The following is a 13,947-nucleotide window of genomic DNA, read 5'->3' as shown; positions in this document are numbered from 1 at the left end:
AAGGGCTTTTTTTCAATAATAAGGCTAGTTTGGGAGTAAAATATCCTCATTTTCAGATATATATTTTTTAGTTAAGCTAAAACCACGTCCCATGACTTGGCTGGCAGGCATGATGACAACAAAGGCTGTCTCGTCAATGTTTAAAATAGCTTCCTGCATTTTAGGGAGTTCGTAGCTGCTTATGGTAGTCATGAGCAGCGTTTTCTGGTCAGATTTTAAGCCACCTAAAACTGGGATTTGGGTTACCCCTCGATTAGCCTTTTCAGTGATATATTGGCGAATGGCTCCGCTATTTTCCGAAATAATCATAATATTTTTGGATGAACTAAAGCCATGCTCCATAACCCCAACTACATAAGAAATAACCCCTAGGGCAATGATAGAATACATCACTGTGTCAGTATCAAAGGCAATAAATCCCATTGCAACACTAAAACCATCCACCAAGGTTAAGGAAGTTGCTAGAGAAAGCGGAGTGTATTTATTTAGAATTTGCGTAGGAATTCCAGTCCCACCAGTTGAAGAATTTCCCCAAAAGACCACACCCAGACCAATCCCAACAATAACTCCACCAAAGATGGCAGCTAAAAGAGGATTATGGGTTAGTGTAGGCAAACCAGCAGTTCTATTGATGGCAATGGGATAAATCCAAGAACCATAAAAGGTTTTGATAAAAGTCTCCTTTCCTAGAAATAGTAAGCAGAGTGCTAACAGTGGAACGTTAGTTACCAAAAGAAAGGTAGATGGATTCCAGTTAAAAAGTTCTTGGAAGCTAACAGATAACCCTACCATACCACCAGAAGCAATCTTATTTGAGAGGAACATAGTATTAAAACCAGTTGCAGCAATAAAAGAGCCCAGCGTTACCAGACAAAAATCTATTAAACGTTTTTTCATGAGAATCCCTTCAGTATATTGTAAAAATCAGCCTCTCTATTATCGCCTAAAAGGATTGGATTGACAAGATACTAACTTGACAAAAATCAATAAAATTCGTAAAATAAAAGCATTCAGAAAGAGTAATCTCACCACCATTTAAAGAGAGCTGACGGAGTGCTGCAAGTTAGTAATGGACGAGATAAAATGGGCTGATGTTTCACGTGAAACCAATGCATAAGTTTCAGGACTGGTAGTCCTTACCCTACTAATAAAGATGACAGTTTTGTAAATATATTGTAAACAACCTGTCAACTGAGGTGGTACCGTGTGTCTATTTGACTATGCCCTCACGTAGATTTCCTACGTGAGTTTTATTTTTCTTAAAAAGGAGTTTTTAATGGAAAATATCTATCAAAAGTTAAATAAACATCATGTCATAGGGAATGATAGACTCCTACTAGGTCCAGTAACTCGGAATGATGCAGGAGAGACATTTTTCTATGCTTCTGGCCAAGAAAATGTTCGCTGGACTTTTATAGCCAATAAGTCCTTAGATAAGACAAGGAATGTCATATCTTCTATAATCCTTTGGGGCGCTGGAGTATAGAAATCAAAGATAGCGAACAATTTGTTGGAGCCCTTGACATGTGCCACCTAGCAGAGAAAATTGGGTGTGTAGGGTTTGGTTACACTCTTAATAAAAAATTTTTGAATCAAGGATGACTGAATATACCTAAGCATTGTAAAACTGTTCTTTAAGGAGTTAGAAATGAATTGTCTAGTTGATAGACATGATAAGAACACCCCGGCTTCAAGATGAATGATGCAAAAATCAGGTATGATATTCAGCCATGAAGAATCTCAAGTAAAGATTGGTGAGAAAAAACCTAATAGGGTAGTGATTATGTGTCACTATCATTTAACCAAAGAGGACTATTTTAGTGTAAACATATAGTAAATAATATTGACAAAACCGTAAATAAGGAGTAAAGCATGTCAAAACAAATTATTTTGACGGGTGACCGTCCAACAGGAAAACTTCATCTAGGACATTATATTGGAAGTCTCCGAAATCGTGTTCTTCTACAAAACGAAGATAAGTACCAAATGTTTATCTTCCTAGCTGACCAGCAAGCTCTCACTGATCATGCTAAAGAATCTGAAATTATCAAGGAATCCATTGGCAATGTGGCCCTTGATTATCTCTCAGTAGGACTTGATCCAAGTAAATCAACCATTTTCATTCAAAGTCAGATTCCAGAATTAGCTGAATTGACGATGTATTATCTCAACCTTGTTTCTGTTGCTCGTCTTGAGCGTAATCCGACAGTTAAAACTGAAATTGCTCAGAAAGGTTTTGGGGAGTCCATTCCATCTGGTTTTTTGGTTTACCCAGTTTCTCAAGCTGCTGATATTACAGCCTTTAAAGCTAATTTAGTTCCTGTTGGAAATGACCAAAAGCCCATGATTGAGCAGACACGTGAGATTGTTCGTAGCTTCAACCATACCTATAAAACAGATGTCCTGGTTGAGCCAGAGGGCCTTTATCCTGAAAATGAGACAGCTGGCCGCTTGCCAGGTATTGATGGCAATGCTAAAATGTCAAAATCCTTAGGTAATGGTATCTATCTGTCTGACGATATGGATATGGTCAAAAAACGTGTCATGAGTATGTATACAGATCCAAAACACATCCGTGTTGAAGATCCAGGTCAGATAGAGGGTAATATGGTTTTCACCTACCTTGATGTATTTGGTCGTGATGAGGATGCCAATACCATTGCCGAGATGAAGGAACACTATCAACGTGGTGGACTTGGAGATGTTAAGACCAAACGTTATCTTTTGGAAATTCTTGAACGTGAATTAGCTCCAATTCGTGAACGCCGTTTGGAATATGCTAAAGATATGGGTGAAGTTTTCCGAATGCTAGAAAAAGGCAGTCAAGCTGCTCGTCAAGTTGCAGGACAAACTCTATCTGAAGTTAAGTCTGCAATGGGAATCAATTATTTTTAGAAAAGGATATGAATAAGGTTTCCATGAAGAAACCTTATCTTTTTTAGTAAAATGAAGTTCAGAAAGATAATATTAGTGGCTTTAGCAGGTCTAGTTATGACTTATCTTTTAATCCAAATTGGTGCAAAAATAGAAAAACAAGATTTAGAGACTAGACAAGAACCGATAACAATGGTCGTTGCAACAGATTTACACTACTTGTCACAAAAGTTGACAGATAATGGCAAATTCTTTACAGATATGATTGAGAATGCAGATGGAAAGAACATGGTCTACATAGAAGAAATCACAGATGCCTTTATTGATAAAATGTTAGATATTCAGCCAGAAATCTTAATCTTAAGTGGAGATCTTACTTTTAATGGTGAGAAAGAAAGTCACATTGCTTTAGAAAAAAAGCTGAGAAAATTAAGAAAAAAGGGAATTCAGGTCTTAGTTACGACAGGAAACCATGACATTAATCGCTCAAGTGCAGCTCAGTTTAAAGGTGATAGTTATGTACTGGTTGATAGTGTAACTAAAAATGAGTTTGCTAACATTTATCAAGAATATGGTTTACAACAATCTTTACATAGGGATGACAAGAGCCTGTCATATATTTATCAGGCTAGAAAAGACTTATGGCTCTTGTTTTTGGACACGAACAGCAATGGTGATAACTATTTATCTGCTGACAGCTTAAATTGGGTGACACAGATGTTAGAGGAGGCAAAATCTAAAGATATAAAGGTACTATCAATTACTCATCAAAATGTGATGGTTCACAACAAAAATTTTACTGAGGGATTTTTAATTGACAACTTCAGTCAACTTCAAAAATTATATCAAAAATATGATGTTATCATAAATTTCAGTGGGCATATCCACATTCAGCACATTTTATCCCAAGATTTTACAGAAATTGTTACCTCCTCTTTAGCAGTATCTCCTCATCAGTATGGTCTGATAGCTTTTGATGGAGAAAAATTAGATTATCAGTCAAAAAAACTGGATATTTCTGCATGGGCAAAAGCAGAGCAGTTGATAGATTATAATTTACTAAACTTTACAAACTTGTCAAGAGACTTTATGGTTGATCTTGCAAAGCGAAAATTTTCTGATTACCTCCCAAATAAAGAGATGAGCGAAGAAGATAGGGAGCTTTCTATGGATACCTTGGCTCAAATAAATGCTGATTACTTTTCAGGTAATTCAGTTGATACAACTGCCCATGAAAAGGGGATTAGGCTTTTACAGGATTATTATGGAGGGTTCACTTCTTCCTATTTGGAGACTATTTTATTAGAGATTGGTAGGGATAATCATCACCTATCCTTATCAATAACTGATTAAAATCTGATTATCGTTAAGTTTTAATAAAAAATTTATAGACAAGAAAAAAGTTATTCCGAATAATTGACAAATGATTTTATAATGATATGATAGAAAAAATAAAAAGTCTGTGGACATAAAAATAGAAAGAAAAGAGGCAGAAAAATGTCAAATTGGGACACAAAATTTTTGAAAAAAGGGTTCACCTTTGATGATGTACTACTCATTCCAGCGGAAAGTCATGTTTTACCTAACGATGTTAGCATGCAAACAAAGCTGGCTGACAATTTGACACTAAATATTCCGATTGTTACTGCTGCTATGGATACTGTGACTGATAGCAAAATGGCTATTGCCATTGCCCGTGCTGGCGGTCTTGGTGTTATTCATAAAAACATGTCAATTAAAGACCAAGCAGAGGAAGTCCGTAAGGTTAAACGCTCTGAAAACGGTGTTATCATCGATCCTTTCTTCTTGACACCAGAAAACAAGGTTCAAGAAGCTGAAAATCTTATGGCCACTTACCGTATCTCAGGTGTTCCTATTGTAGAAACTCTTGAAAACCGTAAGCTAATCGGAATCATCACTAACCGTGACATGCGCTTTATTTCTGATTATGAAAGCAAAATTTCAGAGCATATGACTTCTGAAAAGTTGATTACTGCTCCAGTTGGGACAGATTTGGAAACTGCGGAAGCTATTCTTCACGAACATCGCATTGAAAAACTACCTTTAGTTGATGAAAACGGTCGTTTATCCGGTCTTATCACTATTAAAGACATTGAGAAGGTCATTGAGTTCCCGAATGCCGCTAAGGATGAGTTTGGTCGCCTCTTGGTTGCCGGTGCTGTAGGTGTAACATCAGATACCTTTGAACGTGCAGAAGCCCTCTTTGAAGCAGGTGCGGATGCTATTGTCATTGATACAGCACACGGACATTCAGCTGGTGTTCTTCGCAAAATCGCAGAAATTCGTGCTCATTTCCCAAATCGTACTTTGATTGCTGGAAATATTGCAACGGCTGAAGGAGCTCGTGCTCTTTACGATGCAGGTGTAGATGTTGTTAAAGTTGGTATTGGTCCAGGCTCTATCTGTACAACACGTGTTGTAGCTGGTGTTGGTGTTCCTCAAGTGACTGCTATCTATGATGCTGCTGCGGTTGCTCGTGAGTATGGTAAGACAATCATTGCTGATGGTGGCATTAAGTATTCAGGTGATATTGTTAAAGCTCTTGCTGCTGGTGGAAATGCAGTTATGCTTGGTTCAATGTTTGCTGGTACAGATGAAGCTCCGGGAGAAACGGAAATTTTCCAAGGACGAAAATTTAAAACCTATCGTGGTATGGGTTCTATCGCAGCTATGAAGAAAGGATCAAGCGATCGATACTTCCAAGGCTCTGTTAATGAAGCTAATAAGCTTGTTCCAGAAGGAATTGAAGGACGTGTAGCTTGTAAAGGTGCTGTTTCTGATATTGTATTCCAAATGATTGGTGGGATTCGTTCAGGTATGGGATATGTTGGTGCTGCAAATATTCAAGAATTGCATGATAAAGCACAATTTATCGAAATGTCAGGTGCAGGCTTAGTTGAAAGTCATCCCCATGATGTTCAAATTACAAATGAAGCACCAAACTATTCACTGAAGTAAAAGAAAGACCATTGCTGTAAAGGTAATGGTCTTTTTTGTAAATATAAATTGACAAAAATTATTCAGAAACTTGACCGTTTTGAATATGAAAGATTTTTAAATCTTCTGGAAGTTCTTGTAAATGGCCAAGACTAGTAGTCGTGATAAAGCATTGTACATTTTCAGCAATAATATTATGCAACAACATAGATTGACGGTTATTGTCAAGTTCACTCATAACATCGTCAAGCAAAAGGATAGGATTATCACCTGTAACATTTTTAAACAAGGCAATTTCAGCCAATTTTAGAGATAAAATAAGACTTCTTTGTTGACCTTGACTACCAAAGCTGGCATTGATATCATTGATGAAAAATTCTAAATCATCTCGGTGAGGTCCTACTCCTGTATTTTTTTTGAAGAGATCGCGAGAGCGAGATTTTTTTAATTGCTCTAAAAAGTTTACAGATATGTCAATCTTATTGGTAAATCTGACAGAGGATAAATAGTTAAGGCGGAGGGTCTCAAGTTGATTTGAAATACTAAAATGATGTTTGCTGGCCTCTTTTTCTAGGTTATTGATAAATTCAAAACGGTGTTGCATAACTCGACTTCCATATTGAACCAGTTGTTCATCAAGGATATCAAGAAATGTTTCATCAATTTGCTGACTTGCTTTTAGATAGGAATTTCGCTGTTTTAGAATGTGATTGTAGCTAGAAAGATCAGAGAGATAGAGAGGCTTAATTTGTCCCAAATCAATATCAATGAATTTACGCCTTAAAGCAGGAGCACCTTTAACTAGCTGTAAATCTTCAGGTGCAAAGAGGATAACTGTCATTGTTCCAATGTAATCAGATAATCTAGCTTGCTTTAGATGATTAACTTTTGTGGTTCGTCCCTGATTTGTCAAGGTGATGTCAAGTGAGTTTTTACCATTTACACGATTGACAACTCCTGTCAACTTCGCATCATTTTCTTCAAAATAGATTAATTCTTTATCAGTTCTTGTACGGTGACTCCTCGTCAAAGAAAGAAAGTAAATAGCTTCTAGAAAATTTGTTTTTCCTTGGGCATTTTCTCCAATAAAAACATTAAGACTTGGAGAAAATTCAGCATTCAGTGATTTATAGTTTCGGTAGTTTGTCAGTGAGATACTCTCAATCCACATGATTATGTTCCCGGAAAACGAACAGGACGGTGGTCTGTGCTCATTTTGTTTTTGCTTTGTTTTTGTGATTTTTGAAGGGGTCTAGAAGTTGCTTGTTGCCTTTTACTATCTTTATTAAGTTTTTTGACCAAGGCGGTTACTCGGGCTTTTTCAGCTACTTCCTCTGCGTGAGCTAGACGTTCTTTATGACTGGCTTCCCTCAATGTAATTATAAGATTTTGTTTGGGAAGTTCTATGACATCCCCGATACGAATTTTTTTTCCTCGGCGTTCTTCTTTTTCGCCATTAAAAAGGACAAGATTTTCTATCAAAAATCCCTTGATAGCTCCACCACTCTGTATGAGTCCCAATTCTTTTAATAGGGCTTGCAAGGTAATAAATTCATCAAATAGCGTATATTCCATAAAATCCTCAACTTTCTGTAAAGATAATTATAGCATAAAATGTTATAATAGATGAGATTAAATTTAGAATAAGGAGTAGCATGAAATTAGCAGAGGGTGTAGATTTACATTTTATTAAAAGTCAGCAATTTAAGACCAATCATCTCACTTTTCGCTTCTCGGGGCAACGTCAAGAAAAATCTATTGCACGCAGAGCGCTTGTTGCACAGATGTTAGCAACGGCTAGTCAAGCTTTTCCCAATAGTAAGGCACTTCGGGAACATCTAGCTAATCTCTACGGAGCAAGTCTGTCAACGAATGTTACTACTAGAGGTCATATTCATATTGTTGATATTGACATTTCATTTGTAAGCAATCGATATGTTTTGGGACAGGAAGATCTGTTGGGGCAAGTCTTGCTAATTCTTGGAGAAATTCTCTTTCGTCCTTTAATTTTTCTGGAAAAATATCAGACTAAGACCTTCGATATTGAAAAAGCAAATTTGATTCGATATATGGAGGCTGATGAGCAAGATCAATTTTATAATAGCAGCTTAGGTTTACAGAAACTTTACTATCAAGGTAGAGCGTTACAAATATCAAAGTATGGAACAAGAGAACTGATTGAGAAGGAAAATGCCTTTACAGCCTATCAAGAATTCCAAAAGATGCTTAAAGAAGATAAAATTGATATTTTCCTTTTAGGAAATTTTGATGACTATCAGGCAGCTCGATATTTGGCCCAATTCCCATTGGCTGATAGACTGATATCTTTACAAAAAATTTACAGACAAGAATTTTCAAATGTTGTCAAGGAAGAGGTTATCACTAAAGAAACCAGTCAATCCATCCTACAACTGGGATATCACATACCTATTTATTATGGTCAATCTGCTTACTATGCTATGTTAGTTGCAGAAGGAATGCTTGGTGGTTTTTCTCATTCTAAACTATTTACAGTTGTCCGAGAAAAAGAAAGTTTAGCCTATACTGTTGGTAGTCGCTATGAAGCTTTTTCAGGATTTTTGAAAATCTATGCTGGTATTGAAAAAAATAGCAGAGCGAAAACCTTTAAAGTTATCAATCAGCAAATCAATGAGTTAAAAATGGGTCGCTTTTCAAGTCAACTTGTCAAGCAAACAAAAAAAATGATTATCAGCAATGCTAAAATGTCCATGGATAATCCAAAGTCACTAATTGAGCAAACATATAGTAATCTCTTATTTGGTGAAGAAAGCGTCAGCCTGTCAACCTTTATTGACAAGATTGATAAAATCACCAAGCATGATATTGTTACAGCTGTTGGCATGATGAAATTGCAAGCTGTTTATTTTTTGGAGGGAGAATAAGATGAGTCGTCTAGAAAAAATTGACTACCCATTTTTAAATCAAGAAATTTATTACCGTCACATGAACAACGGTATGAAAGTTTACTACCTTCCTAAAAAAGATTTTCAGGAACAGTCTGCTATATTGACAGTAGATTTTGGCTCAATTGACAAAAAGTTTACAATAGATGGGGTAGAAAGGGAGTTTCCAGCAGGAATTGCACATTTCTTAGAGCATCAATTATTTGAAGGTTCGGAAGGGCAAGATGTGGGAAATGAATTTACTCTGAAAGGTTCAGAAAGTAACGCATATACTACATTTGATAAAACTTCCTATTTCTTCTCTACAGTAGAATCTTTTGAGGATTCTCTGGATATGTTGCTAGAGTTTACAAGTTCTTTACACGTTAGTCAAAAAAGCATTGACAAAGAGAGGGGAATCATTGAGCAAGAAATTTCCATGTACCAAGATGATTCTGATTTTAGACTTTATAGTGGAGCTTTAGCAAACCTCTATCCTAATACCGCTTTAGCTATAGATGTAGCTGGTACTAAGGAATCTATTAGAGAACTGAGTATCTCTGATTTACAAGAAAACTTTGAAACATTTTATCGCCCAGATTTTAAAAGTTTAGTTTTAGTTGGAAATTTTGATGTTAAGTTGGTTGACAGAATAGTCCGTAAAAGAGAAACAAGGCGACGTAAGACTTTACCTAAAATTGAACGGTCGGCTATCGAACGGTTTAAGCCAATAGTTAAATCCTCTATTCAGATGGATGTAGCAGTTTCGAAGTTAGCTCTCGGATTTAGAGGGCAGATGATTGAAGGTTTGTCTTTGGTGGAACAAAAGCTGGCGCTTCGTCTTTTTCTTGCGATGCTATTTGGCTGGACCTCTCAACGTTATCAGGATTGGTATGATAAAGGGAAAATTGATGATTCTTTCGATATTGAAATTGAGATTTCAGATCGCTTTAACTTTGTCATTTTGATGCTTGATACGGAACAACCAATTGCTATGGCAAATCAGCTACGTAAAAATTTGACAAATGTTAGAAAAAATAAGGACCTAAATCACAATCATTTAAGCATAGTCAAAAATGAAATATATGGCGAGTTTATAAGAAGCTTGGATAATATTGAGGATTTAGGTCATCAATTTCTGCAATATCAGGATGATAACTATAGCTATTTTGATTTTCCAGATTTATTAAAAAAGCTAAACTTAGAGGCAGTTCTTGCTATTGGAGAACATTTTTTTGAAAAGGCAGATCGAACAGAATTTATCGTTTTTCCAAAATAGCATGAAAATACGACAATTTTTGTTATAATAGAAACACTTATAGAAGGGAAGTTCAGATTATGAATGGTAAAATGATTGGAGATATTTTACGTGAGGCTCGCTTAGGCAAACAGTTGCAACTCACGGATATTGAAAAAGGGACAGGTATCGAGGTTCAACTTCTTTTAGCCTTGGAACTGGATCAATTTTCCTTGGTGCCATCAGATCAGGTTGAATCTTATTTGAGAAGCTATGCTGAGATGATTGGTTTAGATGCTGATGAAATTTACAGTCAGTATCTAAAACAAGTTTCTTTTCAGGACACGTTGCCACATTTTTCATCAAAAGAAACGATATCTCATAAAACGGAGGTCAGCGAAGAGTCTGTACCAATGGAACGCATGGCAAATCGCCGTCGTCGTCGTAGCCATCGTGAGGTGACTCAGAAAAAGTCAAAGTTGCCAGCAATTCTACTAAGTTTATTTAGCTTGGCTATCCTTGTAGTAGTTGGGTATTTTATTTTTAAACAGTGGCCATTTATCAACACTGCTCAAGAAACAAGCAAAGAAACTACTTCATCGACAACAGAAGCGACAACGACTACTGAGACAACAACTGTGACGGAAGCAGTCTCAAATCTTAAAATGACAGTTCAAGAGGACGGAAGCTCACTCGCAACTGTTCAAACAAACAAAGAAAGTGTTGATCTTATTTTTACCCTAAAAGAGGGCGAGAGTTGGGTTGGTCTTAGTGATGGCACAAATGGGGAACAAGGAACAATCTTGACAGGAGAGCAAACTAAGTTTACAGTATCTGTAAACAAAGGAAGCTCATCTTTGGTTACAATTGGTTTACCACAATCAGTGACAGTAACCCTGGATGGACAAGAAGTTGACTTGACGAACCTTGTCAACTATAGTCCAGCCACCTTTACATTGACAGTAGAATAGGAAAAATTATGTTTAAGAAAAAGGAGAATATTCCCAATTTATTAACAGTTGGTCGTATTATCTTGATTCCAATATTTTTAATATTAGCCTCAATTCCAAATCATCTAATCTGGCACATTTTTGCAGCTCTTGTTTTTGCTGTGGCTAGCTTTACTGATTATTTGGATGGTTATCTGGCTCGTAAATGGCATGTGGTCACTAATTTTGGTAAATTTGCGGATCCGCTTGCTGATAAGATGTTAGTTATGTCAGCTTTTATTATGTTGGTTGGTTTAGATTTAGCGCCGGCTTGGGTTTCTGCTATTATTATTTGTCGTGAGCTTGCGGTAACAGGTCTTCGCCTTCTTCTTGTTGAGACGGGGGGTGAAGTTCTGGCAGCTGCAATGCCAGGAAAAATCAAGACTGCAACTCAGATGCTAGCCGTGATTTTACTGCTCTGCCATTTATCTCTTATTGGAAATATCATGCTTTACATCTCTCTCTTCTTTACCATATATTCAGGTTATGATTATTTTAAGGGAGCCAGTTTTTTATTTAAGGATACTTTTAGTAAATGATTGAGCTAAAAAATGTCACTTTTCGTTATGAAGAGGACCAAGAAAAGCCGACGCTTAACAAAGTGTCGTTTCACGTGAAACGTGGCGAGTGGTTATCTATTGTTGGTCACAATGGTTCTGGAAAATCAACAACAGTTCGCTTGATTGATGGTCTGTTGGAGGCCGAATCTGGTGAAATATGGATTGATGATGAGCAACTGACAGAAAAAAACATTTGGGATATTCGTCATAAAATTGGAATGGTTTTTCAAAATCCTGATAATCAATTTGTCGGTGCAACGGTTGAGGATGATGTTGCCTTTGCACTTGAAAATAAAGGAATCCCTTATGAAGAGATGGTCGTTCGTGTTCAGGATGCTTTAGAGTTGGTTGGTATGACTGATTTTAAAACCAAGGAACCTGCTCGATTATCGGGTGGTCAAAAACAACGTGTTGCCATTGCTGGAGCACTTGCTATGAGGCCAGAGATTCTAATCCTTGATGAGGCTACGAGTATGCTGGATCCTGAAGGCCGCTTGGAATTGATTAATCTGATGCAAAAGGTTCGTCAAGAGTATGAAATGACCGTCATTTCTATCACTCATGATTTAGATGAGGTTGCTCTTAGTGATCGTGTTATGGTCATGCAGGACGGTCAGGTAGAGTCCTATTCAACGCCGCGCCAGCTTTTTGCACGAGGAGAACAACTGATTGACCTAGGACTTGACACACCCTTTACAGCTGATGTTATCAAAGAATTGTCGGGAATTCTACCATTTAGCACAACATATTTAACAGAAAAGGAATTGGAAGAGGAACTATGGGGATTACTCTCAAAAATGTGAGCTACACCTATCAAGCGGGAACGCCCTTTGAAGGGCGTGCCCTTTTTGACGTGACTCTTTCGATTAAGAAGGAAAGTTATACTGCTTTCATTGGGCACACGGGTTCTGGTAAATCTACCATTATGCAACTTTTGAATGGTCTTAACCTCCCAACAGCTGGAAGTGTTACAGTTGAAGATAGGGAAATTACAGCAAATTCTAAACCTAAGGACATCAAACAACTCCGTCAAAAGGTAGGTCTAGTCTTTCAATTTCCTGAGAGTCAACTTTTTGAGGAAACTGTGCTTAAAGACGTAGCTTTTGGGCCACAAAACTTTGGCATTTCTCAAGAAAAAGCAGAGCAGACAGCCCGTGAAAAGTTAGCTATGGTTGGGATTTCTGAAGAACTGTTTGAAAAAAATCCCTTTGAATTGTCTGGTGGGCAAATGCGTCGTGTCGCCATTGCAGGGATTTTAGCTATGGAACCAGAAGTTCTCGTCCTAGATGAACCAACGGCAGGCTTAGATCCAAAGGGGCGTAAGGAATTAATGACCTTGTTCAAAGGGCTCCATCAATCTGGGCTGACCATTATTCTAGTAACCCATCTTATGGATGACGTGGCCGACTATGCAGACTTTGTCCATGTTTTGGAAAAGGGTAGACTTATTCTTTCGGGACGTCCTAAAGATGTTTTCCAGCAAGTTAATCTGCTGGAAGAAAAGCAATTAGGGGTTCCAAAAATTACAAAATTGGCTCAAAACCTCCAAAAAAGAGGCTATATGATGGAAACTCTACCAATTACCGTAGCAGAGTTTAAGGAGGTAATTGCTCGTGGATAAACTCATTTTAGGCCGCTACGTTCCAGGAAATTCCATCATTCATCGCTTAGATCCGCGGAGTAAACTGCTGGCTATGCTAATCTATATTGGAGTCATCTTCTGGGCCAATAATGTGCTTACCAATTTGATACTGCTGGTATTTTCACTTTTCGCTATCTGGCTTTCTGGCATCAAGCTGAGTTTCTTTTTACGTGGTGTCAGACCCATGATTGGTATTATTTTATTTACTACCCTCTTTCAGCTTCTCTTTACTGGAGGAGGTGAAACGCTATTTAGTTTTGCTTTTTTGAGAGTAACCACCTTCGGCTTGGCACAGGCAGGGATTATTTTCATGCGTTTTGTGTTGATTATCTTTTTCTCGACACTTTTAACCTTAACAACCACCCCTTTAAGTCTTGCGGATGCTGTGGAGTCGCTACTCAATCCGTTAAAAGTTTTGAAAGTTCCGGCTCATGAAATTGGTCTCATGTTGTCATTAAGTTTACGCTTCGTACCGACGCTTATGGATGATACTATGCGAATCATGAATGCTCAGAAGGCGCGTGGTGTTGATTTTGGGGAAGGAAATTTGATTCAAAAGGTCAAGTCTATCATACCTATTTTGATTCCATTATTTGCTTCCAGTTTTAAAAGAGCTGACGCACTTGCTATTGCTATGGAATCTCGAGGTTATCAAGGTGGCGAGGGGCGTACCAAATATCGCTTTTTAGAATGGAAATTTCCAGATACTCTTGCTATTATTGCCATTTTACTGGTATCAGCTCTGCTATTTTTCTTCAAAAATCCCTAAGACACCTAAATCAGG

General features: G+C 37.4%; 14 protein-coding genes. 11 read left to right on the top strand and 3 right to left on the bottom strand.

The annotated features are described in order from the left end of the window. Positions 1–24: 24 nt before the first annotated feature. A complete protein-coding gene (locus tag G576_RS0104650) occupies positions 25–897 on the bottom strand; it encodes a YitT family protein (RefSeq protein ID WP_027973617.1) in 873 nt (290 codons plus the stop codon). Between the two features lie 379 nt (positions 898–1,276). Between G576_RS0104650 and G576_RS13885 the strand changes: the two genes are divergently transcribed. The 4 genes from G576_RS13885 (at position 1,277) to guaB (ending at position 5,853) form a co-directional block, all read left to right on the top strand. Continuing rightward, positions 1,277–1,486, top strand: coding sequence for a hypothetical protein (locus G576_RS13885; RefSeq protein WP_051177993.1), 210 nt, complete (start codon positions 1,277–1,279; stop codon positions 1,484–1,486). 386 nt (positions 1,487–1,872) lie between these two features. Continuing rightward, positions 1,873–2,895, top strand: a complete 1,023-nt coding sequence (gene trpS / locus G576_RS0104640) for a tryptophan--tRNA ligase (RefSeq protein ID WP_027973616.1) — start codon at positions 1,873–1,875, stop codon at positions 2,893–2,895. Positions 2,896–2,970: 75 nt separating this feature from the next. Next, positions 2,971–4,227 (top strand): metallophosphoesterase, encoded by a 1,257-nt coding sequence (locus tag G576_RS0104635; protein ID WP_027973615.1) that lies wholly within the window; start codon positions 2,971–2,973, stop codon positions 4,225–4,227. A 144-nt stretch (positions 4,228–4,371) separates the two neighbouring features. Further along, positions 4,372–5,853 carry an IMP dehydrogenase gene (gene guaB, locus G576_RS0104630; RefSeq protein ID WP_027973614.1) on the top strand — a complete coding sequence of 494 codons (1,482 nt, stop codon included), beginning with the start codon at positions 4,372–4,374 and terminating at the stop codon, positions 5,851–5,853. 58 nt (positions 5,854–5,911) lie between these two features. Here guaB and recF read toward each other — a convergent pair whose 3' ends face one another. Both recF and yaaA read right to left on the bottom strand, forming a co-directional pair. Then, on the bottom strand, positions 5,912–7,003 hold the full coding sequence (gene recF / locus G576_RS0104625) for a DNA replication/repair protein RecF (RefSeq protein ID WP_027973613.1): 1,092 nt from the start codon (positions 7,001–7,003) through the stop codon (positions 5,912–5,914). A 2-nt stretch (positions 7,004–7,005) separates the two neighbouring features. Further along, positions 7,006–7,407 (bottom strand): S4 domain-containing protein YaaA, encoded by a 402-nt coding sequence (yaaA, locus tag G576_RS0104620; RefSeq protein ID WP_027973612.1) that lies wholly within the window; start codon positions 7,405–7,407, stop codon positions 7,006–7,008. A gap of 80 nt (positions 7,408–7,487) precedes the next feature. Here yaaA and yfmF point away from each other — a divergent pair, with 80 nt between their 5' ends. Genes yfmF through G576_RS0104585 form a run of 7 tightly spaced genes read left to right on the top strand, consistent with a single transcriptional unit; the run spans position 7,488 to position 13,932 of the window. Next, positions 7,488–8,735 (top strand): EF-P 5-aminopentanol modification-associated protein YfmF, encoded by a 1,248-nt coding sequence (gene yfmF, locus G576_RS0104615; protein ID WP_027973611.1) that lies wholly within the window; start codon positions 7,488–7,490, stop codon positions 8,733–8,735. Position 8,736: 1 nt separating this feature from the next. Next, complete coding sequence (gene yfmH, locus G576_RS0104610) at positions 8,737–10,014, top strand: EF-P 5-aminopentanol modification-associated protein YfmH (protein WP_027973610.1); 1,278 nt, start codon at positions 8,737–8,739, stop codon at positions 10,012–10,014. A 59-nt stretch (positions 10,015–10,073) separates the two neighbouring features. Then, a complete protein-coding gene (locus G576_RS0104605) occupies positions 10,074–10,943 on the top strand; it encodes a helix-turn-helix domain-containing protein (protein ID WP_027973609.1) in 870 nt (289 codons plus the stop codon). A gap of 8 nt (positions 10,944–10,951) precedes the next feature. Further along, positions 10,952–11,500: a CDP-diacylglycerol--glycerol-3-phosphate 3-phosphatidyltransferase gene (pgsA, locus tag G576_RS0104600; RefSeq protein ID WP_037618481.1), complete on the top strand. Its 549-nt coding sequence runs from the start codon at positions 10,952–10,954 to the stop codon at positions 11,498–11,500. Next, complete coding sequence (locus G576_RS0104595) at positions 11,497–12,324, top strand: energy-coupling factor ABC transporter ATP-binding protein (RefSeq protein WP_027973607.1); 828 nt, start codon at positions 11,497–11,499, stop codon at positions 12,322–12,324. The genes pgsA and G576_RS0104595 overlap by 4 nt, the downstream gene beginning before the upstream one ends. Continuing rightward, the gene (locus tag G576_RS0104590; protein ID WP_027973606.1) at positions 12,300–13,142 is read left to right on the top strand and encodes an energy-coupling factor transporter ATPase; all 843 of its coding nucleotides are present in this window, start codon (positions 12,300–12,302) and stop codon (positions 13,140–13,142) included. Before G576_RS0104595 ends, G576_RS0104590 begins: the two co-directional genes overlap by 25 nt. Beyond that, a complete protein-coding gene (locus G576_RS0104585; protein ID WP_027973605.1) occupies positions 13,135–13,932 on the top strand; it encodes an energy-coupling factor transporter transmembrane component T family protein in 798 nt (265 codons plus the stop codon). The genes G576_RS0104590 and G576_RS0104585 overlap by 8 nt, the downstream gene beginning before the upstream one ends. The last annotated feature ends 15 nt before the right edge of the window (positions 13,933–13,947 follow it).

The organism is Streptococcus porci DSM 23759, assembly GCF_000423765.1.
Lineage (GTDB): Bacteria > Bacillota > Bacilli > Lactobacillales > Streptococcaceae > Streptococcus > Streptococcus porci.
Note: the sequence above shows the minus strand (reverse complement) of the source record. Positions and strands in the feature narration are given on the sequence as shown.